This is a genomic window from Pseudomonas sp. 1912-s (genome assembly GCF_029269205.1).
Classification (GTDB): domain Bacteria; phylum Pseudomonadota; class Gammaproteobacteria; order Pseudomonadales; family Pseudomonadaceae; genus Aquipseudomonas.
Genome location: NZ_JARIXR010000003.1, coordinates 141,338 through 166,871, shown reverse-complemented (window position 1 = coordinate 166,871; position 25,534 = coordinate 141,338). Strand labels below are relative to the sequence as shown.

The following is a 25,534-nucleotide window of genomic DNA, read 5'->3' as shown; positions in this document are numbered from 1 at the left end:
CCTTCGAGACTACCGCTTAATCCTCGGGGGGGCATGTGCCCCCTTTTTTTTCGCCTGCACGAATCAGAAGGCCAGGGTCCATTGGCCAGTCAGCCCTTGGTTGCGACTGTTGCTGCCAGCCTCGAAGGCGTAGGTCAGGCCCACGGTGTGTTGCGGCGACAGCACGAGGTCCAGCCCGGTGTGCAAGGCCAGGCTGTCACGGTCCAGGGCGGTGCCTTCAACCGTGAAGTCACTGTTGAACCCCGGTCGTTTTACCCAGGCGGAAGAGTGGCGCACGCTGCTGTCCACGTCGCCATAGAGATGCTTCCAACGGGTGCTCAGGTGGGGTTTGAGGGCCATGTCGTTGTCCAGGGTGTAGACGCTGGCCAGGCGCACACCGAAGGTGCTGCTGAGGTTTTCCTGGGTCTGGGCGCCGACGTTCAGCGCGGTGAAACCGCCTTTTTCCTTGTAGCGGTCGCGGTGGTAACGCTGATACCCGACGCCGCCAAAGGGTTCGACACTGACGCTGCCCGCGTTCACCTGATAGCCCATCTCGGCAAAAGCGTTTTGGCTCTGGGCGTTGTATTTACCGGTGGACTGCTCGCGGTAATCAATAAAATCAAAGTCCACGGTGCGTTTGTTCTTGCCCGCATGGCTGCTGTAGATCGCACCCAGGCGCAGTGCCAGCGGCCCGTCCTGGCGCACGGCGTACCCGCCCAGGTGCCAGCTGTCCAGTTCGCCCCTGAAGCGGTTGGCGCTCAGTTCGCTGGTGGACTTGGCACCCATCACGCCCACCCGCCAGGCAGGGTCCACGGCCCAGTCGGTACCCAGCACCAGGCCTTGGGTACGTTGCTGCAAACCGAGGCTGCCGTGCTGCCCTTCGAGGTTGCCGGCATTGCCCAGGCCCTGGAGCCAGAAGCGGCCATGGCCCGACGAATCGCGGTCGTCGCTCACCTGGCGCATGGCTGAAAGCAGGCTGGCGTTCAGCTGTTCCATGCTGTTTTGAGTGGCGGTGGCCAGGTTGGCATTCTGGCTGCCCGCCAGTTGCTCAAGCACCGCACCCACACGCCCTGGCTGCAAGTTGCCCAGCTCCCGGCCATAGTTTTCAAGTTGGTATTCTTCCCACTCGCTCAGTTCGCCCGATGCCAGCAGCGTATCCACGGCGTTATCCAGCACGTGGGCAACGTGCAGGCCATTACGGGTGGTTGCGTGGTCGGCGAAGTAAAAGTCCTCGCTCGGCTTGGCCGGAGCGGGGGGCTTGTGGCTGGGGGCCTGGATAAGCCACTCACTGTCTGGCTCGATCTCTGTCCGTGCCTGAGCGTATTGGAGGCTGGTGGCACCCATCGTGAGGGTGATGGCGAGCGCGAGTTGTTTCTTGATGAACGGCATATGAACCCGACTTCATTGATGAATGAGGCCGGGAATTTAGCGAGGTGAAGGGCAGATAAATGTCAGGCTACCAACCCTTCGTATGCGGGAGAAGTCTCTAGTGGGCGGCGATTAAAAACTCATCTGCCATTGCCCGATCAGCCCGTGATTGCGGCTGTTACTGCCGATTTCACCGGTGTAGCCCACACCCACCGTATGGCGGGCCGACAGGCCTACATCCAGCCCGGCCTCCAACAGCAGGCTGTCGCGGTCCAGAGCGCTGCCTTCGACATTGAACGCCGTGCCACCCATCAGGAAAGCCTGGCGCGTGCTGCTGTCCACATCACCGTAGGTGTGTTTCCAGCCGGCACTGACCCGTGGCGTGAGGCTGACGCCGTTGTCCAGTTGGCTCAGGTGGGCCAGTCGCAGGCCGAAGGTGCTGCTGAAATTGTCCTGGGTTTGCCCATCGACATGCAGGGCGGCGGCACCGCCTTTTTCGTTGTAGCTGTCGCGGTGGTAGCGCTGGTAGCCGAGGTTGGCGAACGGTTCGGCACTCAAGCGCCCGCTGCCCATGGCGTAGCCCAGTTCGGCAAAGGCTTGCTGGCTGTTGGCGTCGTAGTCACCTTTGAGGCGATCACTGAAACCGTCGAAGGCCACGGTGCGCTTGCTGTCGCCTTGGTGCCCGCTGTACGCGGCGCCCAGGCGCAAGGCCAGTGGGCCGCTTTGACGCATGGCGTAGATGCCCGCGTGCCAGCTGTCGACGCTGCCGTCGACGCCGGTGGTGTCCAGGTCAGTCTTCGAATAACCGCCCAGCACGCCTACGCGCCAGTCGCTATCCACGGCCCAATCGGCGCCCAGTACGCTGCCCTTGGTGCGCTGGGTCAGGCCGTTGCTGCCGTGATCGCCGTCGAGCTTGCCGTAGCTGCCGATGCCTTGCAGCCACAGGCGGCCGCGAGCGTTGGGGTCGTTGAGGTTGCGCGCCTCGGCGGGTACGCCGGTGGCGGCCAATGCGGGTGTGTCTTGTTGATCAAGGCCCACCAGCAACCCGGCACCGCCGCCCAATTGATGCATGGCGCTCAGCATGCTGCTGCCGACCTGGGCGCTGGCGCCGAGGGTGGCGCTGGTCAGGTTGGCGGTGCTGCTGCCTGCGAGTTGCTCGATGGCGGCACCGGCGCTGCTGTTGGTGGTGTTGAGCAGGGCGTTATACAGCGTGTTGTTCTTGCCCAGGCTCGCCAGGGCGTTGGCGGCGCTGGTGCCGTTGCCGGTGTTGGCGAACTGATTGAAGGCCACGTCGTTGCGGGTATAGGTCAGGCCAACCTGAGTGGGGCTGTAATCCAGGGTCGGGGTGAGGAAGGCATAGTCGCTGGTGACCTTGCCGAACGTGCCGTTGATACTGCCGGCTTGCAGCACCGTGTAGTGGCTCTGCCAAGGGTAGGTGCCGGTGCCGGGATTGATCGCCAGGGTCGCGCCATTCAGGTAGGCGGTGCCACCGACCTGGACCGGTGCGCTGCTGCCATCGGCATTCACGCCATAGGCCAGGGTCGAGCCGCTGGTCATGGTCAGGTCGCGGGTGATAGTGGCGGTGCCGAGCGCCGTGTTGGTCTGCAAGGTGCCTTTGACCAACAGGCTGCCGACGCTGCCGCCACCGGCATAAATACCGCCGTCATCGACGGTCAGGTTGCCGGCGATCCCGCCCTGGTTGATCAGCCTGGCGCCGCTGAAAATCTCGCCGCCGTCGCTGAAGTCGCCGCTGCCGGTGAGGGTCCAGGTGCCTTGCTTGACGTCCAGCCATTCGAAGTTGCGGCTGTCGCCAAAGCTGCCGCCGGTGGCGTCGTCCATGGTCAGGCGGTCGTAGCCGGTGCCGCCGTCCACCACACCGACGAAGCGGCTGCCGCCGAGCAGGGTCAGCGTGTCATTGCCACCGCCCAAATCCAGGGCCAGGCCGTTGCTGCCGCTGATCAAGCCGGCGTTGACCACCGTGTCGGCAAATTCGCCGACGAACTTTACGCCGAAGCCGTTCAGGCCCTGGATGGTGCCGTGGTTGATCAGGGTAGTCGCGGCAAGTCCCGGGCCGTCGCTGCCATCGTCCACCAGTACGGCGTTGTTGGCGCCGCTCACCAGCGCGCCCGCACCGTTGAACACGTAGCCACCGCCGAGGGCGATGCCTTCGCTGCCGTTGGCAAAGCCGTTCTTGTCGACGCCACCGGCGCCCACACCCTGGATGATCCCGTAGTTTTCGATGTGGGCGATCTTGTCGATGTCCACGCCGTCACCGTCGCCATCGGGTTGCAGCCCGGAGTAGGCACCCGTGATGGTGCCGTAGTTGATCACCGTGCCGTCGCCGTCGGAGCCAAAGCCCGAGCCGTTGCGGCCGATCACCGTGCCGTAGTTGGTCAGCGTGGCGCCCAGGTCGGTGGTGATGCCGTGGCGGCCGCCGGAAATCAGGCCGTAGTTGGTGACCGTCACCCCGGTGGCGGAGTCGATGTCGACACCGTCGAACTTGTCATCGCGCGAGTGGGTATCGCCGGTGGAAATCTCGCCGTAGTTGGTGATGGTGGCGTTGGCACCGGTCTTCATGCCGTCGCTGGCATCGCCGCGAATCAACCCGCCCAGGCGGTTGATGATAGTGGTCGTGACGTTGGGGCTGCGGACCGCATCCAGGTCCAGCCCTTGGCCAGTGGTGGAGCGAATGGTGCCGCTGTTGTCGATCAACAAGCTGCCACTGGCGAAGTTGCTGTCGATGCGCAGCGCGTCGTTGGCGCCCTGGATCACACCGCCGGCACGGTTGTAGAGGGTGTAATTGCGCGTGCCGGTGAGGTCACCGTTGCTGTCGATGGCGCGGCCGCCGGTGGAAGTGATTTTGCCGGAGTTGTCGATCACCACGCCGGCACCGCTGGTGCTGCCCGCCAGGGTAACGGCGACTTTGGAGGTGGTGATGCTGCCCGGCGCCGAAATCGTCAGCGAGTCGCTGCCACCCAGGGTTTGCCCGGTGGTGGTCGGGGTGTCGATCTGCAACGTCTTGGGCGGAGCGGGGGCTGCGTCAGCAAAGCCGCTGCTTACCAGCAGGCCAAGGGTGAGTGCGAGGCGCTGAGGTGACGGGGGCATGGCGGGCGACCTTGTTTTTAGAAAGAGTCGACCTGTATAGCGGAGGTTTTTTACAGAATGATGGCGGGGAGGTGACAGCAGGCAGTGGGGCCAATGTGGGAGCCGGGCTTGCCCGCGATGGGGGGGGCAGTCGACATATTCATCGTCTGAACCACCGCCATCGCGGGCAAGCCCGGCTCCTACAGGGATGGGTGGTGTTTTACAGATTCAGGCTCGGCACTCCACCAGTGTCTTCAGTTGACCCGAACCCGCCTGGTTTTCATCCGATAACCAGCGCTCAAACCCTGCTCCAATCGCCGGCCATTCCCCATCCAGGATCGAATACCACGCCGTGTCGCGGTTCTTTCCTTTCACTACGGTGTGTTGGCGAAACACGCCTTCAAAACTGAATCCCAATCGCTCTGCCGCGCTTTTGGAGCGGGCGTTGGCGTTGTTGCACTTCCACTCCAGCCGGCGATTGCCCAGCTCAAACGAATGTTTGGCCAGCAGGTACACCGCTTCGGTGCTTTTCGGCGAGCGTTGCATCGGTGCACCGAAGGTCACGTGGCCGATTTCGATGCGGCCCTGCTCGGGCACGATGGACATCAGGCTGAGAATGCCTTGCACGTCGCCGCTGGCCTTGTCGATCACGCTGAAGAAGTACGGGTCGTTGTGGGTCGCATGGTTGTTCAGCCAGGCATCGAAGGCGGCGCGCTCGGGGAACGGGCCGTAGGGCAAGTAGTCCCACAACTTCGGATCAGCACCGGGGCCTTGCAGGGCGTTGAACAGGTCATCGCCATGGCGGGCCGGGTCGAGTTTTTCCAGGCGCACGAAGCGCCCTTCGATAAGGGTGACGGTGGGCGCCGGAACGCCTTTCCAATCGGCCAATGATGTCGACATGCTGCTCTCCTTAAAGACCTTTGCGAAACTGGATAAAGCCGGGGCGTTCGGCAATGCGTTCGTACAGCTGGATGGCGGTGGCATTGGTCTCGTGGGTCAGCCAGTGGACTTTGCAGCAGCCGTCCGCCTTGGCGGTGGCGTAGACGAATTCGATCAGTTTGCGACCCACCCCGGTGCCGCGCTGGTCCGGGTCTACCAACAGGTCCTGCAAGTAGCAGGAGTTTTCGATGCTCCAATTGGAACGGTGGTAGATGAAATTGACCATGCCTACGGCCTTGCCGTCCTGCCAGGCCAGGGCCGAATGGGTGGGCTCATTGGCGTCGATCAGGCGTTGCCAGGTGCTCTGGCTGACGGCGTCCGGCAACTCGGTATTGTAGAAGCGCAGGTAGGCCTGCCACAGGGGCAGCCACGCGGCGTGGTCGGCGGCAGTGACTGGGCGGATCTCGATCTGGCTCATGTTGGCTCCTTGGGAATAAAGCGGGCGAGGGTCTGGTCGCGTACGTCGGTGCTGGCCGCCAGTCCTTCGCGAACACCGGCAATGTCGGCGGCACTGCGGTTCTGGCTGAGTTTGCGCTTGCCTTCCAGGCGCTGGATCGGCAGGGCAAAGCCGACAATGGCCTTGAGCATCCCGTCGATGTAGTCGGCCGGGGCGTCGCTGACTTTCCATGGCTGGGCGCGCGGGGATTCGTGGCGGTCCGTCAGGGCGGTGACCAGGCTGAGCAGGCGGTCGGCGTCGGTGAAGACGTCGGCGGTGCCGTAGGCATGTACCGCGATGTAGTTCCAGGTCGGCACGACTTTGCCGTGTTCGGCCTTGGCCGGGTAAAACGCCGGGCTGATGTAGGCCTCGGCGCCGGCAAAAACCACCAGGGCCTCGCTGCCGTTCTGCAAGTCTTGCCACTGCCGGTTGGCTTTGGCCAGGTGCCCGTACAGCGTGCCGTTGGGGCCTTCGTCGGGATTCAGCAGCAGCGGCAAGTGACTGGCTTGCAGGCCTTGCTCGCCAAAGGTGATCAACTGCGCCAGGCGGGTGTGCTGGATCAGTTGCTGGATTTCGGGCAAGTCATCGAGGGCAAAGGCGCGTGGTGTGTACATGAAGATTTTCCTTGGCGAATGCCTGCATCCTAGGCAGGCTATTGGTTCGATGTAAGAGCCATCTGTGCTCCATTTCATAGGTCCAATTTGCCGGAGCGTGTGCCATGCCCCCGTTAGAGCCGCCGCTGTCGTTCAACCCTGCCGGCATCGAGCTGGACCGCCGCCAGGGCCTCACGCGCCAGCTGTACCAGGCCCTGCGCCAGCGGGTACTGGACGGGCGGCTGGTCAGTGGCACCCGGCTGCCGGCCAGCCGTGACCTGGCAGCGGCGCTGTCGATTTCCCGTAACAGCGTGGTTCGCGCCTACGACCAGCTGTATGCCGAAGGCTTCATCGAAGGGCGGGTGGGCGATGGCACCTATGTGGCGCAACTGCCGCAGACACCCCTCAGCTCAAAAAAACTATCCACAAAAGTATCCACAGGCTTATCAACAGGCTTATCCCCAGGGTTATCCACAAAATGCCCGGATTTACCTGTGATTTCATCCAGTCAAGTTATCCACAGTGCGGCGCTGGGGCGGGTAGAAAACAACCATTTGCCGTTGCCGCCGACCGGTCCTCCACGGGCGTTTCGGGTGGGTATTCCGGCGTTCGACCTGTTTCCCTTCGACGTCTGGGCCAAGCTGAATGCGGCTTTCTGGCGCAAGCCGGACCTGCAGCAGCTGTGCTATGGCGACCCGGCAGGGGATGAGCGCTTGCGGGGGCTGATCGCTGCCTATTTGCGCAGTTCCCGGGGCATGCACTGCACGGCTGAGCAAATAGTGATCACCAGCGGCGCGCAGCAGGCAATCAGCCTTTGTGCACAGCTGCTGGTGGCGCCGGGGGATGGGGTGGCGGTGGAAAACCCGGGTTACCGTGCGGCAGGCCATGCGTTCGCACTTGCCGGGGCAAAACTCCACGGGGTGGCAGTGGACAGTGAAGGCATTGATTGCTCGGCGCTGAACGCCATCGACAGTTGCCGCCTGGCCTATGTCACGCCCTCGCACCAATACCCGATGGGCGTGGTCATGAGCCTGGCCCGGCGCCTGGAATTGCTGGCCTGGGCCGAGCGCACCGGCGGCTGGATCATCGAGGACGACTACGACGGCGAATACCGCTACAGCGGCGCGCCGTTGGCGCCGCTGGCGGCGCTGGATCGCAGTGGGCGAGTGCTCTATGTCGGCACGTTCGGCAAGGTCGCGTTTCCGGCGTTGCGCCTGGGTTACCTGGTGCTGCCGATGGCACTGGTGCAGCCCTTCGCCCGGCGCCGGGCGGTGGATGTGCGCCATTCCGAGGTCAGCACCCAGGCGGTGATGGCCGAATTCATGGCCTCTGGGCACTTCCAGCGGCATGTGCGGCGCATGCGTCGCGCCGCCTTGAGCCGGCGCAACGCGTTACTGGCCGAATGGCCACAGGGTGTCGACGGTGTGGGCAGTGTGCCAGCGGTGGCGGCGGGGCTGCATTTGACGATACCGGTGCAAGGGCTGGAGCGCGAGCAGGCATTGATCGCGAAAGCGGCTGGCGTCGGGGTGGAAATCAACGGCCTGAGCAATTATTGGTTGCCGGATTCCGTCACGCTGGAGGATCGGCGTGCCGGCCTGGTGTTGGGCTTCGCGGCCGTGCCCGAGGCGCAGATCAGCCAGGCGCTGGCACGGTTGCGCCWGGCCTGGCAATAACCCGGCTCAGGTGGCGGGCGCCTTGCTCAAGAACAATGACCGAGCCAGGTGCGGGCCGATTTTGGCGCGATAGATGGCCCGGCGTAGCTGTACGGGCATGCCTTCATATTCTTCGAAGGCGCCCCCTAGCCGGCGTTGTTCCAGGCTTTTCAGGTGGGCCACAATGTATGCCTCGTTGGGCGCATTCAGGCTTGCGTAGTGAAAGTGGGCATACCACAGCGCCCGGCTGGTTTTCTGGTCGCGTATCTCGTACTCCTGCATGAAATCCTTTTTCGGGCCTTTGAGCCTCCGGCGAACGCCTGACGCATGAATGGTCACCTCTCCTTCGGTGGACAACAGTTCTATATGGGCGGCCGTGGGCAGGCGATTCTTGAGCATGTCGAGCCTGACGCGGCGACCTGTGCGGTAGAGCTTTTTCACGGCCTCATCAAGTTGTCGGTTCATCGCCTCGGAGGCGATATTGTCGGTTTCGTTAGTGGCGTTGGCGGCTTGCTCGACGCCGCGCTTGGCCTGTTCCAGGGTTTGCGCCCGGCGCTCGAATTTTTCCTCGATCTCCACCGGCAGCCGTTGGGGTTGGTCAGCCTTTGCGGTGGTACGCTCGATAAAAGCATCGACATCGTCCAGCAATGCCTGGGCCTCTTTCAGGCTGTTGGGCACGCTTACGGCAGGTGCGCGAGTGGCGGGCGGGGACGGGTGCGCATGTTCTACCCAGTTGCCTGAATCCTTTTTGTGAAAGGTGGCAATGACCTTATGGGTCAGGGGTTCCTTGATGTCTACAAAGTCGGGATCGTTTTCGCGAGGTTCACCGACGACCACACCCTTGAAGCGAGTCTTGATGACGGTCTTTTTGGGCCGGGCAGATGCGCTTGATGACGCGTCTGCCTCGGCTCTGGCGTCCTGGGCTTTGCGTTCGCGCAGCGCAGCGCTCAGAGACTGCATGGCCCGTTGGGCGTATTCGTCGATCTGTTTGCGCAGGTCCTCCACTGAATCCTTCACTATCAGCTCGGGGTACTCGCCTGGCAGATCCAGCAGATTCTGGTTGATCACGATAAATTGATCGGCGACGTCATCCAGCGCCTCGATGTGTGCGTCCAGGTCAAGTTCAGCCCGCGTCTCCATCAGGTCACGGGAACTCTGGACGGCGAGTTGGGCGGCCAGGACAATATCGTTGATGCTGTTGCGCGCTTCAGTCATGTCTGCGGTGCTGTTCTCCTGGAGGCACAGGGTGCGAGCCAGTGAAATACGGAAACCCTTCAAGTCATCCAGGTCAAACTGCGGCAGGTTTTCGCGGGTGCGCAGTTCCAGCTTTACCCCCTCGGCGCCCAGTTCCCTGAGGTACTTGAAGCGCGAACGAACGTATTCCAATTGGGTGATCATGTTCAGGGTTTTATCGGCCACGCGCCGACGGGCGAAGACTTCCTGCGGGTCACTGTCCATACCCTGCCCACTGGCGGCCAGGTCTTTTTGGAAATCCGTCACTTGTTCGTTGATGCCAGCTTGTGCAATGAGCAACTGGCTTTCCAGGTACCTGAGCATGCGCTTCGAATAGTCCGGCACAACGTCGAGCAGGTTCAATGACTTCAGTTGGGCGATCGGTGCGTCGTACTCCCCCCGACGTTTATCCAGCGTGGCAATGAAGGTCGTGAGTGCGCTGGCGGACGTGCCGGGTGATGCGGCTCTGCTGACACTACGGGCGGCCTCGAGCGCGGCACTTTCTTTGGCTTCCTGGCGGTCAAAGGTCTCCAGTTGTTCACGCAGCCCGGTAATCGTGACGGGTTTGAGCCGCTGGCCTTTCTTCATCCGGCTGCGAAACCCTGCGCCGCGCAGGCGCAGGCGTGTATCGATAAACCATTGGCCCACGCGGTTGTTGACCAACACCGGGCCCAGGCGCTCGGGCTGTTTGGCGTCGATGATCAGCACCGTATCGTTTTCGTCCACTTGTACCTTGAACCAGCGTTCGCCCACCGGGGCATACCACTGATCATTGAGAGGGTAGAGGTGCTGGTGCGAGCCAGGCTGGGTTTGCTGCGCGCCCAGTGTTTCGGGGCGCGTGACGCTGAAGCTGTCGAGGGTCTTTTTCAGGCTCAATGGCTTGCGGGTCAAGGCGCCGAGGGTGTGCAGCGAAAGCTCGTGGCCGCCGGGCAGGTCGGGTGTCTGGATATCCGGTAGTTGAGTCGTGGGCAGTTGGCTTGCCGTCTCGGTCGTGGGGAGCGTTTCCGGAGCGCCCACGACGGGTTTCCCGGTCTGCACAACCGTCGGTTGTCGGCTGGCCAGGTGCAACGCCAGGGCCATGCCCAGGTTGAGGAAAATGTCGGTCAAGGCGGACCATTTGACCTCGCTGTCGCCACGTTCGCTGGCGTCGATGGCTTCCTGTACATCATTGATCAGTTGGCCGACCCAGGCGGCCGTGCCGACAGTTTTGCCCAAAAAGGGCAGGGCGGCATTGAAGATCATCCAGCCGGCCCGTTTGAAACTTTCCCAGCGGGATTCTGCGTTGGACACTGACTGCTTGTCGGCGAGGTCCACCAGTGCCTTCGCGTTGGCGGTGAACAGCGCCGCCAAATCGTCGTCGTGGAGGGTCTGGCTGCCGAGAATGACCGGCCCGGTCATGCTCAACGCCAGCCACGGCTCTACCACCAGCGTGGACAAGGTTCTGGGCGAAGCAAGGAGGGCGCCGGGAAATACAAACTGTGCGTAGTCGGAACGCACGCTGTCGGGTAGCCAGGCCAACACCGACTCGCGCAGTTCGGTGGATTGTTTGATGGCGTAAATCAGGTTGTTCGGTGAGGCAAACTGCATCAACTGTCTCGTGGCCTGGGGGCGATACAAGAGGCAGGGGCCGTTGGCCGGGTTCTGCGGGCCTATGACGAACATGTTGCTGACCTGATCGGCGGCCTGACTGGTGCGGCGCGTGGGAATAAACGCCAGGGGCCGAATGACCACGGTGTAGCCGTTCACGCGGCGCAGGTTGGGGTCGGATGCCATGGCCGCGCAGACATAACGGTAGCCTTGTTCATCCACACCGTACTGGCTGCGGATCTTGTATTGCAGCGCCAGCAACGGCAGTTGCAGGCGCAGTTGATCGGTATAGAGGGTTTGCCGCGCCAGTGACTGCACCGGGTCGTCGAGCAGGGTGGTTTTGACCAGCTTGGGATATTGATCGCCAATGTTCACTTGGGTGATCAGGTCTTGCAGGTACGTCACGCTCATCCAGGTCGGCACGCTACGACCATCGTTGTACTGCGCGACCTTGTTCCCCAACGGCAGCGCGATCAGGTTTTGCAGGGCCAGTTCTTCGAGGCTGAAGGTGACGGTGCTGGTCAGGCCGGGGGCGGTGAATAACCCCCAGACGACCTGGCTGGTCACGGTAATTTGCACGTGCCTGAGCTTGAGCATCAGTTGCTGGCTGAGTTGAGTACCATTTGCCACCAGGCCCAGGTCGGTTTTCTGGGCGGGTGTCAGGGTCTTGGCCATGGCGTCGGCGATGGCCTGCAGGGCGTAGTCACCAATCAGTGGAATACTGTCCTGGTAGGTTTTATTGCCGGTGCGGGTATTGAGGGTGGCGATGTCGAACAGGTAGCGGCTATAGCGGGACAGGTCGGCAGAGCTTGCGGTGTTCAACCAGTCGGGCAGGGCATCGCTGATTTTTTCCAGCTTGTCCCTGTCGTCTGATGACAACTGCCCGAATTCCAGTTGTCCACGCTCGGCGATCTCATCGTTGGTCCCCAGGGACGGGGTCCCCGGGGCGATTCTACCAATGGCATCGAGCTGCAGGCCGATAAGGGCGCACGCCTGGTACTCGAAAAAATCCCCCTGGGGTTCGTAGAGCCGCCATTGCAGCGCTTTATCCTCGGGGTTGGTCGCTTGCAGGACCAGCGCCTTGCCCAGGTCGTCCAGGCTGTCGAACGGTTGGTACCCGTTGGCAATCGAGTACGTGAGGATCATCGTGTGTTGGTCATGGGTGCCGATCAGGATGGCGAGCGCGGCGAGGCTGATGTGTCGGGTATGGGGACCTTTGTCGATATCAATGTCGATCAGGTAGGCCCGGGTGCGGTATTTGTCATTGGGCAGGCGCACGGCGTAATCCGGGTACAGGAATACGTTCTTCGCCATGGCACATTCGTCCTCGCCCCAACCCACGGAGTCCTTGATATCCCAGGCATTGCGCAAGGCGTTGGCGAAGGCCTGCCAGCGAGTGCCCCGGGGGCCATCGGTCTGGTTCCAGAACTCCAGTTGTTGTTCCTGATACGCGATGAACAGCAGCGGAGCACATTCATTGATCAGCCGGGCGATGGCGTCGATACGCACCGGCAGGTGGATGTCCGGGCCGCTGGCGGCGCGGTCGGTCAGGTAGTGCTCACCGTCGATGTAGGTCAGGGGCTTTTCGGAAACGGCGCGCCGTGCGAGTGCGCCGGTGAGCGATTCGTGATGGGGCAAGCCGGGCACGACCTGGTCATTGACGATTAACCAGACTGGCGAGACGACAACGGCCAGGTCCGGGTCGATATCCAGTTCGGGATACAGCTCCTTCAACGCCGGCCGCAAAATTTTTGCAGCCACTTCGCGGATGGACGGGCCGGTGGTCAGTTGGGTCAGCAGCGAATTGCCGTTGAGGGATTCTTGTTCGGTGGAGGGCTGGGGCATGCAGGCATTCCTTGCTGGCAGAAGAGCGATCGGATTGCCAGAAAGTAGCGGTGCCTGCCGGGGGGCGGGTGGTAGTTAACTGTGCAGCGTGTGGCGAGGGACCCAGTGCCCTCGCCACAGGTGCGTCAGGTCCCGGATTTGATCTTGGTCCAGGCCCGGGTGCGGGCGCGTTCGGCATCACGGCCCAGGGGTTTCAAGGTGTAGAGCGTGGCCATGGCCGCTTCGGTGGGGTACAGGTTGGGGTTGTTGCGGATCGCCGGGTCCACCAGGTTGGTGGCGTCCTTGTTGGGGTTGGGGTAGCCGACAAAGTCGCTGATCGGTGCAATCACCCCGGGTTGCAGCAAGTAGTTGATGAAGGTGTAGGCGTCCTCCGGGTCTTTGGCGCCTTTGGGAATTGCGAGCATGTCGAACCAGATCGGCGCGCCTTCCTTGGGCAGGCGCATGTCCACGGTCACGCCGTTCTTCGCTTCTTTGGCGCGGTTGGCGGCCTGGGAGAAGCTGCCGGAATAACCGACTGCCACACAGATGTCGCCGTTGGCGATGTCCGCCATGTATTTGGAGGAGTGGAAGTAGGTGATGTACGGACGGATCTTCATCAGCAAGGCTTCGGCTTTCACGTAGTCCTTGGGGTCGCTGCTGTTGGGGTCCAGCCCGAGGTGTTGCAGGGCCAGCGGCAGAATTTCCGACGGTGAGTCCAGCAGGGCCACGCCGCACTGTTTGAGCTTGCTGATGTTCTCTTCGTTGAAGATCAGGTCCCAGCTGTCCACCGGTGCATTGGCGCCCAGCGCAGCCTTGACCTTGTCCGGGTTGAAGCCGATGAGGATGGTGCCGTACATGTAGGGCACGGCGAATTTGTTGCCGGGATCGTTGGCCTCGATCAGCTTCATCAGCTTGGGATCGAGGTGGTTCCAGTTGGGCAGCTTGCTGCGGTCCAGGGGCTGGAACACCGAGGCTTCGATCTGCTTGGCCAGGAACACGTTGGACGGCACCACCACGTCGTAGCCGGAGTTACCGGTGAGCAGCTTGGCTTCCAGGGCTTCGTTGGTGTCGAAAATGTCGTAGACCAGTTTGATCCTGGGGTTCTGGGCCTTGAAGTCTTCCAGGGCCTTGGGGGTGATGTAGTCGAACCAGTTGTAGACCCGCAAGGTGGTTTCTTCGGCGTGTGCCACGCCGCTGAACACTGCGGCGCACAGGACCAGATGCTTGAGCATGTTCATGATGCTGCCCCCTCAAAACCTTCCAGAACGTTGACGGCGTTGATGCCGATTTCTTCGACGGCGTAACCGCCTTCCATCACAAACAGGGTCGGCTTGCCCAGTTGGGCGATGCGGGCGCCCATGGTGAGGTAGTCCGGGCTGTCGAGCTTGAACTGCGAGATGGGGTCGTCCTTGAACGTGTCGACGCCCAACGACACCACCACGACGTCGGCGCCATAGCGCTGGATCTCATTGCAGGCCTGCTCCAGCGCCGCGCTCCAGGTAGCCCAGCCCGAACCGGCTGGCAGCGGATAGTTGAAGTTGAACCCTTCACCCGGGCCTTCCCCCAGTTCATCGGCATAACCGAGGAAGAACGGAAACTCCGCTTCCGGGTGGCCGTGGATCGATGTGAACAGCACATCGCTGCGCTCATAGAAAATTGATTGGGTGCCGTTGCCGTGGTGGTAATCCACGTCAAGGATCGCGACCTTCTTGTGGCCCTGGTCGAGAAACGCCTGGGCGGCGATGGCGGCGTTATTGAGGTAGCAATAGCCGCCCATCAAGTCGCTGGCGGCGTGATGGCCAGGCGGTCGACACAGGGCGAACGCACTGCGGGCGCCTTGCTGGATGGCCTGTTGGGCGGTCAGTGCAACCTGCGCTGCGCTGTAGGCCGCTTGCCAGGTGCCGGCGGTAATGGGCGCGCCGCCGTCGAAGCTGTAATAGCCGAGTTGGCCGTGCAGGCTGGTGGGGATCACCTTGCGCAAGGTGCGGGCGGGCCAGGTGTAGGGCAGCAAGTCGCCGTCCTGGTTGAATGCTGTCCAGCGTTGCCAGGCGCCCTTGAAGAAGTCCAGGTAGGCCGCGCTGTGGATGCGTTGCAGCGGTGCCAGGCCAAAATCCACCGGCGCGAGCACCGGGCCCAGTTCGCGGTCCTGGACCCGGTGCAGCACATGGTCGGCGCGGGAGGGCATTTCAAAGCAGGGCATCAGTTGCCCGTCCATCAGTTCGCAGCGGCCGTGGTGCAGGTGGTGATCGTCCGAGTAGATCGTCAGCATATTGTTGTTCTCCGCAGGCTGTATCGGTGCAGGCAGTCTTGCGGCGGGCGGGGTTTATGAGAACGGCAGGAGCGGCCAAAAGGGGATAAATACGGCCAATGTGTGTGACCGCAATTCGCCCCTCAATGGGGCGTCATGCGCGAAATTGGCTCGGCGCCACGCCGCTCCAGCGCACAAACGCGTGGCGGAAACTTGCGGTTTCACTAAACCCCAGTGCTTCGGCAATCCGGTAGATCGGCAGCTCGTCCTCGCCCAGCAGCTGCTTGGCCCGCTCGAAGCGTAGCTCGTCGAGCAGTTCCTGGTAGCTGCAACCCTGGTCGTGCAGGTGCCGGCGCAAGGTGCGGGCCGAGCAGTTCATCTGTTGGGCCAACCCCTCAAGGCCCGGCGCCGACTGCAATTGGCTGGCGAGCACGTGGCGAATCCGGCCCAGCCACGCCTGGCGCCCGGTGAACTCCAGGTTCTGCTTGCGGCAACGCTCGGCCATGGCCTGGTGGGTGACGGCGTCGGCCAGGGGTAACGGCTGGTCCAGCCAGTGCTTGTCGAACGCAAAGGCATTGGCGGTGGCTTGAAACTGCAACGGGCAGTCGAAGCGCTCGCGGTAACGCGCCTGATAGTCCGGCGCGTCGTATTCAAAGCGCGCACCGCGCAATGGCAGCGGATGGCCGAGCAGGTCGTCGCAGATGACTTTCAATGAGACCAGGCAGAACTCGACATTGAAGGTTTCCAGCGCCGGGTTCTCCCGATAATCACTGGCGCTGAACCAGATGCGCTCGCCGTCCTCCACCAGGCTCAGCTCGAAAAGTGTTCCCAACAGCGCCGGATAACGCAGGGCCAAACGTAAAGCGTCACCGAAGGTGGCACTGGTGAGCAGGGCGTAGCCGAGCATGCCGTAGGACGAAACGTGCATGCGCCGGCCCAGTTCCAGGCCGATATCCCGCTGCAGCGCCACGGCGTTGGCACACACGCGCATCTCCTGGTTGGTGGTGATGCGCGTGTCGGCACGGCTCAAGTCCGCCGGGCAGATGCCGCTGCCTTCGAGCAACGCATCGCCGGGCAGGCCCTGGTCCTTGAAGGTGCCAAGCACCAGGGAGACGGCGTTGAGGGTGGTGAGGTGGGAGTGCAGCATGGGTGCTTCCAGCCAGGGGATGGCTGGAAGCGGAGCAAGTTATATGCCGGTCAGCTCAGCTCGCCACACAGGTCGAGCTCCACCAGGCGCCGGATTTCGGCATTCCCCAGTCCGGCGCCAATCAGCGCATTGAGCTTGCCGAACACCGCTTCGCGGGTCATGCCGCCGCCAGACAGTACGCCCACGCCGCGCAAGCGGCTGCCGGCTTCGTACACATCCAGCTCTACGCCGCCTTCATGGCACTGGGTGATGGCGACGACGACCACGCCCTGGTCCTGCGCGCGCTGGAGGCTGGCAAGGAACTCGGGGTTGTCGCTGGGGCCAGTGCCACTGCCGAAGCATTCCAGCACCAGCGCTTGAATACCGCTGTCGACCAGGGCATCCAGTTGCTGCGCGGCGATGCCAGGCACCAGCGGCAGCACGCCGACGTTGGCCAGGGCCTTGTCGTGACGGTAATCCAGCGCGGCGGGAAGATGATCCGCCTTGGCCACGCCGCCATTGCGCTGCAACGCGGCAAACGGATGGCGACCAAAACTGCGAATCTTCGCGCACCGGGTCGGCGCCATCAGCGTGCCGTGGAAGTACAGCTGCACGCCCGGCGCCAGGCCTTCGCCCAAGGCCACCAGCGCGCCGCTGACGTTTTCCCAGGCATCGCTGTCGGGTACGCCGGCGGGCAGCATCGAGCCGGTAAACAGCACCGGCGCCGGCAAGCCCAGCAACTGGAAGCTCATGGCCGCCGCGCTGTAGGCCAGGGTGTCGGTGCCGTGCAGGATCAGCACGGCGTCGCAGCCGGCATCCACCGCTTCGATCACCGCCACACGCAAGCGCTGCCAGTAGGCGGGCGTCATGTTGGCGCTGTCGATCAGCGGCGACATTTCCCGGAAGCGCCAGGCAGGGACGTTGATATGGGGTTGGCTGGCGAGGAACTCGCTCATGCGCGCTTCAAAACCCGAAGCGGGTGCCAGGCCGTTGGCGCTGGCCTGCATGCCGATGGTGCCACCGGTGTAGAGCACCATGATGTTAGTAGCTGGGGACATCGAAGAATCTCCTGAACGAAAAACGCCGCCGGGCCCAGAGCATGCCCAAGGCCGGGCGGCGTGTCATCTATCTGGGCGTGCGACGCTTAGCGTTGCGCTTGAGCGTTCAGCTCTGCCGTTGCTTGAGCGGCTGGCTCAGGCTTCACCGGATTCGCCGGCCAGGCCTTGCGGTCCAGGTCCAGGTCCGGGAACTTGCTGGAATCAAACACCGGCGTCTTGATGCCCGCCGCGCGCTGGTTGTCGTAGTCATTCAGGATGCGCATGGCGATCTTGAACAGGAACGCCAGGGCGAACAGGTTGACGAACGCGAGCATGGTCATGGTGATGTCGGCAAAGGCGAACACGGTGCCGAGGTTCTCGATGGAGCCCCAGAAAATCAGCACCAGCACCAGCGCGCGGTAGCCCATCAACACCTTGCGGTTGTCGCCCACAATGAAGCGCAGGTTGCTCTCGCCGAGGTAGTAGTTGTACATGATCGAGGTGAACACGAACAACGCCAGGGCCACCGAGATGAACATCCGGCCCCAGTCACCGACCACCGCCGCCAGGGAGTTCTGGGTCAGGGCAATGCCGTCGCCTTCGAAGCCCGGGGTGTAGAAACCGGATAGCAGGATCAGCAACGCGGTGCAGGTGCAGATCACGAAGGTGTCGAGGAACACGCTGAACGCTTGCACCACGCCTTGGGCGATCGGGTGTTCAACCGAGGCCACTGCGGCCACGTTAGGCGCACTGCCCAGGCCGGCTTCGTTGGCGAACACGCCGCGTTTCACGCCCATGATGATCGCGCTGCCCACCAGGCCACCGAAGGCTTGGTCGAGGCCGAAAGCGCTCTTGACGATGGTCGCGAGCATGGCCGGCACGTGGTCGAATTGCAGCACGATCACGTACAGGGTCACGGCGATGTAGACCAGGGTCTTGACCGGTACCAGCAGGTCGGCGATCGAGGCGATACGCTTGATCCCGCCGATGAACACCAGGCCCAGCAGCACGGCCAGGGCCAGGCCGGTGTAGGTGGTGTCCAGGCCAAACGCATTGTTCAGCGAGTGAGTCACGGCGTGGGCTTGCAGACCGTTGAAGGCGAAACCGAAGGTCACCAGCAGCAGGAACGCCATCACCATGCCCAGCCAGCGTTTTTGCAGGCCGTGCTGAATGTAGTAAGCCGGGCCGCCACGGTAGGTGCCTTCAGCGTCGGTGCGCTTGTAGAGCTGGCCGAGGGAGCACTCGATAAAGCTCGAAGACATGCCCACCAGTGCGGTAACCCACATCCAGAACACGGCGCCCGGGCCACCCAGGGTCACGGCAATGCCGACGCCTGCGATGTTGCCGGCACCCACGCGCCCGGCGAGGCTGAGCATCAGCGCCTGGAACGAGCTGAGTTGGCCGGTGCTGCTTTTCAGGCTGTCGCGAAACACCGAAAACATGTGGAAAAAGTGACGCAACTGAACGAAACGCGAGCGGATCGTGAAGTAACCACCGAGCCCGACAATGAGCACGATCAATACTTTCCCTGAGAGGAAGTCGTTGATGACTTCTAGCATGGAGTGTTCCTCGCTGATTTTTCTAATGGCAAACGCAGGACGGTCCGACGCATCGTTTAGCACCAGGCAGTGCACGACGCTTCGACCCCAATCCTTTTGCGGGTGTTGTTATTCATGCGGTTTCGCGCTTCCCAGGGTCTCGTTACCGACGACCGCTGACGCGAAGAGGGGCGGCACTATACCTAGGAGTGTGTGATCCGTCTGCACGAGGCGATTAAAGGTTTCAGCCAAGGCGTTACGGGCAAGGCGGGTTTGCTGGGCGATCTTGGAGTTTTTATTGGCGTCATTTCACAACCTTGAGGCAAAAAAAAGGGCCTGAAGAACGAGCCTTCAGGCCCTCAAAAGGTGAGAGGTGTCTAGTCCCTCAACCTGGTGAGCGGTGCAACAAACGCTTAGGCCTTCAGCGGGACCAAACGTGGGGCAATCATGTTTTCGGGGCGCAGGATGTCGTCGAGCATGGCGTCGTCGAGCAAGCCTTCTTCGCGCACCAGTTCCAGCACGCCGCGGCCGCTTTCAAGGGCGATACGGGCGATACGGGTGGCGTTTTCATAGCCGATGTACGGGTTCAGCGCGGTGACCAGGCCGATGGAGTGTTCCACCAGCTCGCGGCAGCGGGCTTCGTTGGCAGTGATGCCGACGATGCAGTGCTCGCGCAGCATGTCCATGGCGCGTTGCAGCAGGCGGATCGAGTCGAAGATCTTGTAGGCGATCAGCGGCTCCATCACGTTCAGTTGCAGCTGGCCGCCTTCGGCCGCGATGGTCAGCGCCAAATCGTTACCGATGATTTGGAACGCCACCTGGTTCACGGCTTCCGGGATTACCGGGTTGACCTTGCCGGGCATGATCGAGCTGCCTGGCTGGCGGGCCGGCAGATTGATCTCGTTGATGCCGGTGCGTGGGCCGCTGGACAGCAGGCGCAGGTCGTTGCAGATCTTCGACAGCTTCACCGCCGTACGCTTGAGCATGCCGGAGAACAGTACGAAGGCGCCCATGTCGGAGGTGGCTTCGATCAGGTCGGCAGCCGGTACCAGCGGCTGGCCGCTGATGGTGGCCAGGCGTTGAACGGCCAGGGCCTGGTAACGCGGGTCGGCGTTGATGCCGGTACCGATGGCAGTACCGCCCAGGTTCACTTCGGTCAACAGCTCGGGTGCCAGGGTTTTCAGGCGGGCCAGGTCTTCACCGAGGGTGGTGGCAAAGGCTCGGAATTCCTGGCCGAGGGTCATCGGCACGGCGTCTTGCAGCTGGGTACGGCCCATTTTCAGGACGTGGCTGAATTCTTCACCCTTGGCCGCAAACGACTGGATCAGGCTGTCGAGGCTGGCCAGCAGTGCGTCGTGGCCCAGCAGCAGACCCAGGCGGATCGCGGTCGGGTAGGCGTCGTTGGTCGACTGCGCCATGTTCACGTCGTTGTTGGGGTGCAGGTATTGGTATTCGCCCTTGTTGTGGCCCATGGCCTCCAACGCGATGTTGGCGATGACTTCGTTGGCATTCATGTTGGTTGAAGTGCCAGCGCCGCCTTGAATCATGTCCACCACGAACTCTTCGTGGAAATCGCCGCGGATCAGGCGGGCACAGGCTTCGCTGATGGCAGCGTGCTTGGCTTCGCTGAGCTGGCCCAACTCGCGGTTGGCGTCAGCGGCCGCTTGCTTGACCATTGCCAGGCCGACCACCAATTTCGGGTAATGCGAAATCGGAACGCCCGAGAGGCGGAAGTTATTCACCGCTCGCAGGGTCTGGATGCCGTAATACGCTTGAGCGGGTACTTCGAGTACGCCAAGCAGGTCTTTTTCTGTGCGGAAAGATGCAGCGGAGGACATGACGGAAATCATCTCGATATGGACCCGGGCTAGGCCGGAACGCTGTGAATGCTAGGCTTGCGGGAGGTTTTGGGCCAATGCTGTTAAACACTGGCCTATGCATAAACGGCATAATGTCGGTGTGACCCCGTTACCATGACGGACGTGTGTGCCAAAATGGTGCGTGCCCCGGGAGGATGTGATGAACCTTGAAAGCAAATGGCTGGAAGACTTTAGCGCCCTGGCGGCCACTCGCAGCTTCTCCCAGGCGGCTGAGCGGCGCTTTGTCACCCAGCCGGCGTTCAGTCGGCGCATCCGCAGCCTGGAGGCGGCGCTGGGGCTGACCCTGGTCAATCGCTCGCGCACGCCGGTCGAGCTGACGGCGGCGGGGCAGTTGTTCCTGGTCACCGCGCGTACCGTGGTCGAGCAGCTCGGCGAGGTACTGCGCCACCTCCATCACCTGGAAGGCGGGCAGGGCGAAGTCATGCAGGTGGCGGCGGCGCACTCCCTGGCGCTGGGCTTCTTCCCGCGCTGGATCGCACAGTTGCGTAATGAAGGATTGAACATCGCCACCCGGTTGGTCGCCACCAACGTCGGCGACGCCGTGCATGCGCTACGCGAAGGCGGCTGCGACTTGATGCTGGCGTTCTACGACCCGGACGCTGCGATGCAGATGGACCCGGAGATCTTCCCGTCGCTGCACCTGGGCAACACTGAGATGCTGCCGGTGTGCGCCGCCGATGCCGACGGCAAGCCGCTGTTCGACCTCGAAGGCGAGGGCAGTGTGCCGCTGCTGGCCTACAGTGCCGGCGCCTTTCTCGGGCGTTCGGTAAACCTGTTGCTGCGCCAGCGGGCGCTGCGCTTCACCACCATTTACGAAACCGCCATGGCCGACAGCCTGAAAAGCATGGCCCTCGAAGGCCTGGGCATTGCCTGGGTGCCGCAGTTGAGCGTGCGGGCGGAGTTGGCGCGGGGCGAACTGGTGGTGTGCGGCGGCCCGCAATGGCATGTGCCGCTGGAGATTCGTTTGTACCGCTGCGCCCTGGTGCGCAAGGCGAATGTGCGGTTGCTGTGGCGCAAGCTGGAAGGGGGGGCGGCGCAGAATCCGGCGGCTGAACGCGGTTAAATGTGGGAGCTGGCTTGCCTGCGATTGAGGTGGGTCAGCGCCTGAAATGTTGGCTGATACACCGCTATCGCAGGCAAGCCAGCTCCTACAGGGTTTTGCGGTGTTTTCGCTGACCTGAAAGTCAATAAAACCGCCGCTTTGCCCCGCTAGACAGATGGTCATTCCAGGGGCTGTTTATCTGCATTATTACGGTATACTGCGCGGCCTTCGGCCGGTCCAACCGGCCTTAATTCGTACACCAAGCCACGCCGGATTTCCCGCGTGGCTTGTTGTTTTTTGACGCGCCTGTGGGCGCCCAGAGAGAAGAGGCACGACGATGAGTGCATTGGTTGGCGTGATCATGGGCTCCAAGTCCGATTGGTCCACCCTTAGCCACACCGCCGATATGCTGGAAAAACTCGGCATTCCCTACGAAGTGAAGGTGGTTTCCGCCCACCGCACTCCGGATTTGCTGTTCCAGTATGCCGATGAAGCAGAATCCCGTGGCATCGAGGTGATCATCGCCGGTGCCGGCGGTGCAGCTCACCTGCCAGGCATGTGTGCAGCCAAGACTCACCTGCCCGTGCTGGGCGTACCGGTGCAGTCGTCGATGCTCTCGGGCGTGGATTCGCTGTTGTCCATCGTGCAGATGCCCGCCGGTATTCCGGTGGCCACCCTGGCGATCGGCAAGGCCGGCGCGATCAACGCAGCATTGCTGTCCGCCAGCATCCTCGGTGCCAAGCACCCGCAGTTCCATGCGGCGCTGAAAAAATTCCGGGCTGAGCAGACAGACAGCGTCCTGGACAATCCAGACCCACGCATTGCCTGAGGTTGTTGACGATGAAAATCGGTGTAATCGGTGGCGGCCAACTGGGCCGCATGCTGGCCCTGGCGGGTACGCCGCTGGGGATGAACTTCGCTTTCCTGGACCCGGCGCCAGACGCCTGCGCGGCGGCGCTGGGTGAACACCTGCGGGCTGACTACAGCGACCCGGATCACCTGCGCCAACTGGCCGATGAAGTCGACCTGGTGACCTTCGAGTTCGAAAGCGTCCCGGCTGAAACCGTGGCCTTCCTGTCGCAGTTCGTGCCGGTGTACCCGAGCGCCGAAGCCTTGCGCATCGCTCGCGACCGCTGGTTCGAGAAGAGCATGTTCAAGGACCTGGGCATCCCGACGCCGGCCTTCGCCGACATCCAGTCCCAGGCCGACCTGGACGCTGCAGTCGCCTCCATCGGCCTGCCGGCCGTGCTGAAAACCCGCACCCTGGGTTACGACGGCAAGGGCCAGAAAGTCCTGCGCACCGCTGCCGACGTGGTCGGTACCTTCGCCGAGCTGGGCAGCGTCGCCTGCCTGCTGGAAGGCTTCGTGCCGTTCACCGGTGAAGTCTCGCTGATCGCCGTGCGTGCCCGCGATGGCGAAACCCGTTTCTACCCGCTGGTGCACAACACCCACGACAGCGGCATCCTCAAGCTGTCCGTGGCCAGCACCGATCACCCGCTGCAAGCCCTGGCCGAAGATTATTCGAGCCGAGTGCTCAAGCAGCTGGATTACGTCGGCGTGATGGCGTTCGAGTTCTTTGAAGTCGACGGCGGCCTGAAGGCCAACGAAATCGCCCCGCGGGTGCACAACTCCGGGCACTGGACCACCGAAGGCGCCGAGTGCAGCCAGTTCGAAAACCACCTGCGGGCGGTGGCGGGCTTGCCGTTGGGCTCCACGGCCAAGGTCGGTGAGAGCGCGATGCTCAACTTCATCGGCGTGGTACCGCCGGTTGAGCGTGTGATCGCGATCGATGACTGCCACCTGCATCATTACGGCAAGGCCTTCAAGGCCGGGCGCAAGGTCGGCCACGCCAACCTGCGTTGCAAGGACCGCGCGACGCTGCAAGCGCAGATCCTCAAGGTCGAAGCGCTGATCGCCGAGCAATAAGCCAAGGCGGGGCGGGAACCATTGGTACCCGCCACCCTCTGATTGCAGGAAGCCAAAGTCTGACTAGGCTTTGACTGAGTTCACTTCATTCAGAGGGAAATGCCATGGGTATCATTGGAACCATCTTTATCGGCTTGATCGTTGGCCTGCTGGCGCGTTTCCTGAAGCCAGGCGACGACAGCATGGGCTGGATCATGACCATCCTGCTGGGTATCGCCGGTTCGCTGGTTGCAACCTATGGTGGCCAGGCACTGGGTATCTACCAGGCAGGCCAGGGCGCAGGCTTTATCGGTGCACTGATCGGTGCGATCGTGTTGCTGGTGATCTACGGTCTGCTGAGAAAGAAGTAATTTAGCGACCAAGCCCTCTGCGCTGCGCAGGCGCAGAGGGCTAGAATGCCGGCACTGTAATCCTTGCCGAGCCTCTCCATGCGCCGTCTTCTGTTGACTCTCCTCTTGCTGGGCTCTGGCCTGGCGCACGCTGGCGAACTGCCGGAAACCGACTGGCTGGAACTGATGCCCAAGTCGGACCAGAAAGCCCTCGAAGAAATGCCCGAGATCGACCACAACTCCCCGGAAGCCCAAGGCACCTTCACGGCCAAGGGCGGCCTGAAGCAGAGCAAGGGCTTGCCGGCGGTGATGTATTCGACCAAGACCGTGGCCGCCATGAACGGCAAGAACATCCGTATCGGCGGCTACCCCGTGCCACTCGAAACCGACGCCAAGGGCCGCAGCACGCTGTTCTTCCTGGTGCCTTACCCGGGCGCGTGCATCCACGTGCCGCCACCGCCGCCCAACCAGTTGGTGCTGGTGCGTTATCCCAAGGGGTTGAAGCTGGATGATATCTACACGCCGCTGTGGGTGACGGGCACGCTGAAGGTGGAGAAGGTCAACAACGACCTGGCCGATGCGGCCTATGCGCTGGATGCAGGGAAAGTGCGGGTGGTCAAAGAGTCGGACTTGTAAGCCGCGACGCCATTCAAAATGTGGGAGCTGGCTTGCCTGCTATGAGGGCCTGACAGTCGACATCTCTGTCGCCTGACACTCCGCTATCGCAGGCAAGCCAGCTCCCACATTTGATTGGGTTTACAGGGCGATACCGCTGATGCTCACACCCAGGGTATGGCTTTCGCCCGGCGCGAGCGTTACCGCATCGTCCAGCACGTTCGCGGTCTCGATGCAGAGCATGCCCTGCCAGCCGTCGTCGGCCATGTCGCTGAAGGCCTTGGCACGTTCGGTCCACGGGTTCCAGATCACCGTCGAGCGCGAGCCTGTGCTGGTGAGCTGAACACGGCGTTGCCAGTCTTTATCGACAATGTTCAGCTGCGCCGGCGTGTCGAGGTAGATGCGGTCGGTCTCGGCGGTGAAGTGCAACAGCCCGGATTGTTGCTTGTGGGTCCAGCCGTCGGCGGTATCGATATAGGCCAGGCCGTCCAAACCTTCGACCTGCACCTTGCGCACATCGCTGACCGCAAAGTAGCTGTGCAGTGCCTGGCTGAGGCTGACGGTCTCGGTGCCGTGGTTATGGCTGGTCAGGCGAATGTGCAACTGATCATCCAGCAGGAGGCTCATCTTCAGGTCGACCTGATGGGGCCAGCCCGGGAAGCCACCTTCGGGCACCGGCAGTTCCAGCTCCACGCGCAGTGCTGTGCCTTCAGCTTCAACGCCCACCAACGCCCAGTCGGCGGTCCGCACGAAACCATGCGCGCCCGCCGGCTCGTCACCCTGATACATGGCCTTGACGCTTTGCGGGTTGCGGTCGAATACACCAAACCACGGCCAGCACACCGGCACGCCGGTGCGAATGCCTTTGCCTTTCTTGAACACCACGTCGTCGTTGGGCCAGATCAGCGGCTTCTCGCCGGTGCGCTGGTAACTGACGATATGTGCGCCTTGCTGGGCCACCACCAATTCGGCGCCGTTATGGCGGATGCGCCATGCGTTCAGCTCATCCAGTTTTACGGTTTCAACGTTGGGTGTAGACATAGGCACGCGCTCTCAATGGCAGACAATGGGGCAATGGACCGTCAAAACGTCGCGATG

General features: G+C 62.4%; 19 protein-coding genes. 6 read left to right on the top strand and 13 right to left on the bottom strand.

Translation table 11 applies throughout. The annotated features are described in order from the left end of the window. Positions 1 to 63: 63 nt before the first annotated feature. The 5 genes from P3C29_RS05445 to P3C29_RS05425 form a co-directional block, all read right to left on the bottom strand. A complete protein-coding gene (locus tag P3C29_RS05445) occupies positions 64 to 1,368 on the bottom strand; it encodes an autotransporter outer membrane beta-barrel domain-containing protein (RefSeq protein WP_201125739.1) in 1,305 nt (434 codons plus the stop codon). Positions 1,369 to 1,479: 111 nt separating this feature from the next. Then, the gene (locus P3C29_RS05440) at positions 1,480 to 4,452 is read right to left on the bottom strand and encodes an autotransporter outer membrane beta-barrel domain-containing protein (RefSeq protein WP_275964049.1); all 2,973 of its coding nucleotides are present in this window, start codon (positions 4,450 to 4,452) and stop codon (positions 1,480 to 1,482) included. Between the two features lie 207 nt (positions 4,453 to 4,659). Next, a complete protein-coding gene (locus P3C29_RS05435) occupies positions 4,660 to 5,331 on the bottom strand; it encodes a GNAT family protein (protein ID WP_275964048.1) in 672 nt (223 codons plus the stop codon). A 10-nt stretch (positions 5,332 to 5,341) separates the two neighbouring features. Beyond that, positions 5,342 to 5,788, bottom strand: a complete 447-nt coding sequence (locus P3C29_RS05430) for a GNAT family N-acetyltransferase (RefSeq protein WP_275964047.1) — start codon at positions 5,786 to 5,788, stop codon at positions 5,342 to 5,344. Next, entirely contained in the window at positions 5,785 to 6,420 is a 636-nt protein-coding gene (locus P3C29_RS05425; protein WP_275964046.1) for an FMN-binding negative transcriptional regulator, read from the bottom strand. Before P3C29_RS05425 ends, P3C29_RS05430 begins: the two co-directional genes overlap by 4 nt. Positions 6,421 to 6,524: 104 nt before the next feature. Between P3C29_RS05425 and P3C29_RS05420 the strand changes: the two genes are divergently transcribed. Beyond that, positions 6,525 to 8,072, top strand: coding sequence for a PLP-dependent aminotransferase family protein (locus tag P3C29_RS05420; protein ID WP_275964045.1), 1,548 nt, complete (start codon positions 6,525 to 6,527; stop codon positions 8,070 to 8,072). 6 nt (positions 8,073 to 8,078) lie between these two features. Here P3C29_RS05420 and P3C29_RS05415 read toward each other — a convergent pair whose 3' ends face one another. From P3C29_RS05415 to aspA, 7 genes are all read right to left on the bottom strand, one after another. Next, positions 8,079 to 12,716, bottom strand: coding sequence for a DUF6543 domain-containing protein (locus tag P3C29_RS05415; protein ID WP_275964044.1), 4,638 nt, complete (start codon positions 12,714 to 12,716; stop codon positions 8,079 to 8,081). Positions 12,717 to 12,841: 125 nt separating this feature from the next. Continuing rightward, the gene (locus tag P3C29_RS05410) at positions 12,842 to 13,933 is read right to left on the bottom strand and encodes a polyamine ABC transporter substrate-binding protein (protein WP_201125732.1); all 1,092 of its coding nucleotides are present in this window, start codon (positions 13,931 to 13,933) and stop codon (positions 12,842 to 12,844) included. After that, positions 13,930 to 14,964 (bottom strand): histone deacetylase family protein, encoded by a 1,035-nt coding sequence (locus P3C29_RS05405; RefSeq protein WP_275964043.1) that lies wholly within the window; start codon positions 14,962 to 14,964, stop codon positions 13,930 to 13,932. Before P3C29_RS05405 ends, P3C29_RS05410 begins: the two co-directional genes overlap by 4 nt. Positions 14,965 to 15,097: 133 nt before the next feature. Further along, positions 15,098 to 16,090: an AraC family transcriptional regulator gene (locus tag P3C29_RS05400; protein ID WP_201125730.1), complete on the bottom strand. Its 993-nt coding sequence runs from the start codon at positions 16,088 to 16,090 to the stop codon at positions 15,098 to 15,100. 50 nt (positions 16,091 to 16,140) lie between these two features. After that, positions 16,141 to 17,127 carry an asparaginase gene (locus P3C29_RS05395; RefSeq protein ID WP_275964042.1) on the bottom strand — a complete coding sequence of 329 codons (987 nt, stop codon included), beginning with the start codon at positions 17,125 to 17,127 and terminating at the stop codon, positions 16,141 to 16,143. An 86-nt stretch (positions 17,128 to 17,213) separates the two neighbouring features. Next, positions 17,214 to 18,665: an alanine/glycine:cation symporter family protein gene (locus P3C29_RS05390; protein WP_275964041.1), complete on the bottom strand. Its 1,452-nt coding sequence runs from the start codon at positions 18,663 to 18,665 to the stop codon at positions 17,214 to 17,216. A 392-nt stretch (positions 18,666 to 19,057) separates the two neighbouring features. After that, complete coding sequence (gene aspA, locus P3C29_RS05385; RefSeq protein WP_010168341.1) at positions 19,058 to 20,482, bottom strand: aspartate ammonia-lyase; 1,425 nt, start codon at positions 20,480 to 20,482, stop codon at positions 19,058 to 19,060. A 181-nt stretch (positions 20,483 to 20,663) separates the two neighbouring features. Between aspA and P3C29_RS05380 the strand changes: the two genes are divergently transcribed. From P3C29_RS05380 to P3C29_RS05360, 5 genes are all read left to right on the top strand, one after another. After that, on the top strand, positions 20,664 to 21,587 hold the full coding sequence (locus tag P3C29_RS05380; RefSeq protein WP_010168340.1) for a LysR substrate-binding domain-containing protein: 924 nt from the start codon (positions 20,664 to 20,666) through the stop codon (positions 21,585 to 21,587). Between the two features lie 316 nt (positions 21,588 to 21,903). Beyond that, the gene (gene purE / locus P3C29_RS05375) at positions 21,904 to 22,395 is read left to right on the top strand and encodes a 5-(carboxyamino)imidazole ribonucleotide mutase (protein ID WP_003213411.1); all 492 of its coding nucleotides are present in this window, start codon (positions 21,904 to 21,906) and stop codon (positions 22,393 to 22,395) included. A gap of 11 nt (positions 22,396 to 22,406) precedes the next feature. Further along, positions 22,407 to 23,492 carry a 5-(carboxyamino)imidazole ribonucleotide synthase gene (locus P3C29_RS05370; RefSeq protein WP_083356067.1) on the top strand — a complete coding sequence of 362 codons (1,086 nt, stop codon included), beginning with the start codon at positions 22,407 to 22,409 and terminating at the stop codon, positions 23,490 to 23,492. A gap of 104 nt (positions 23,493 to 23,596) precedes the next feature. Then, positions 23,597 to 23,842, top strand: a complete 246-nt coding sequence (locus P3C29_RS05365; protein WP_010168336.1) for a GlsB/YeaQ/YmgE family stress response membrane protein — start codon at positions 23,597 to 23,599, stop codon at positions 23,840 to 23,842. A 78-nt stretch (positions 23,843 to 23,920) separates the two neighbouring features. After that, positions 23,921 to 24,457 (top strand): DUF3299 domain-containing protein, encoded by a 537-nt coding sequence (locus P3C29_RS05360; protein ID WP_010168335.1) that lies wholly within the window; start codon positions 23,921 to 23,923, stop codon positions 24,455 to 24,457. A gap of 120 nt (positions 24,458 to 24,577) precedes the next feature. On the opposite strand, the gene P3C29_RS05355 is transcribed toward P3C29_RS05360, so the two are convergent. Beyond that, positions 24,578 to 25,477, bottom strand: coding sequence for a D-hexose-6-phosphate mutarotase (locus P3C29_RS05355; RefSeq protein WP_275964040.1), 900 nt, complete (start codon positions 25,475 to 25,477; stop codon positions 24,578 to 24,580). Positions 25,478 to 25,534 lie beyond the last annotated feature (57 nt).

What these genes read in the sequence shown, in the direction of transcription:
- P3C29_RS05445 (WP_201125739.1), bottom strand. Translation starts at nt 1,368, where the DNA reads ATGCCGTTCATCAAGAAACAACTCGCGCTCGCCATCACCCTCACGATG.
- P3C29_RS05440 (WP_275964049.1), bottom strand. Translation starts at nt 4,452, where the DNA reads ATGCCCCCGTCACCTCAGCGCCTCGCACTCACCCTTGGCCTGCTGGTA.
- P3C29_RS05435 (WP_275964048.1), bottom strand. Translation starts at nt 5,331, where the DNA reads ATGTCGACATCATTGGCCGATTGGAAAGGCGTTCCGGCGCCCACCGTC.
- P3C29_RS05430 (WP_275964047.1), bottom strand. Translation starts at nt 5,788, where the DNA reads ATGAGCCAGATCGAGATCCGCCCAGTCACTGCCGCCGACCACGCCGCG.
- P3C29_RS05425 (WP_275964046.1), bottom strand. Translation starts at nt 6,420, where the DNA reads ATGTACACACCACGCGCCTTTGCCCTCGATGACTTGCCCGAAATCCAG.
- P3C29_RS05415 (WP_275964044.1), bottom strand. Translation starts at nt 12,716, where the DNA reads ATGCCCCAGCCCTCCACCGAACAAGAATCCCTCAACGGCAATTCGCTG.
- P3C29_RS05410 (WP_201125732.1), bottom strand. Translation starts at nt 13,933, where the DNA reads ATGAACATGCTCAAGCATCTGGTCCTGTGCGCCGCAGTGTTCAGCGGC.
- P3C29_RS05405 (WP_275964043.1), bottom strand. Translation starts at nt 14,964, where the DNA reads ATGCTGACGATCTACTCGGACGATCACCACCTGCACCACGGCCGCTGC.
- P3C29_RS05400 (WP_201125730.1), bottom strand. Translation starts at nt 16,090, where the DNA reads ATGCTGCACTCCCACCTCACCACCCTCAACGCCGTCTCCCTGGTGCTT.
- P3C29_RS05395 (WP_275964042.1), bottom strand. Translation starts at nt 17,127, where the DNA reads ATGTCCCCAGCTACTAACATCATGGTGCTCTACACCGGTGGCACCATC.
- P3C29_RS05390 (WP_275964041.1), bottom strand. Translation starts at nt 18,665, where the DNA reads ATGCTAGAAGTCATCAACGACTTCCTCTCAGGGAAAGTATTGATCGTG.
- aspA (WP_010168341.1), bottom strand. Translation starts at nt 20,482, where the DNA reads ATGTCCTCCGCTGCATCTTTCCGCACAGAAAAAGACCTGCTTGGCGTA.
- P3C29_RS05380 (WP_010168340.1), top strand. Translation starts at nt 20,664, where the DNA reads ATGAACCTTGAAAGCAAATGGCTGGAAGACTTTAGCGCCCTGGCGGCC.
- purE (WP_003213411.1), top strand. Translation starts at nt 21,904, where the DNA reads ATGAGTGCATTGGTTGGCGTGATCATGGGCTCCAAGTCCGATTGGTCC.
- P3C29_RS05370 (WP_083356067.1), top strand. Translation starts at nt 22,407, where the DNA reads ATGAAAATCGGTGTAATCGGTGGCGGCCAACTGGGCCGCATGCTGGCC.
- P3C29_RS05365 (WP_010168336.1), top strand. Translation starts at nt 23,597, where the DNA reads ATGGGTATCATTGGAACCATCTTTATCGGCTTGATCGTTGGCCTGCTG.
- P3C29_RS05360 (WP_010168335.1), top strand. Translation starts at nt 23,921, where the DNA reads ATGCGCCGTCTTCTGTTGACTCTCCTCTTGCTGGGCTCTGGCCTGGCG.
- P3C29_RS05355 (WP_275964040.1), bottom strand. Translation starts at nt 25,477, where the DNA reads ATGTCTACACCCAACGTTGAAACCGTAAAACTGGATGAGCTGAACGCA.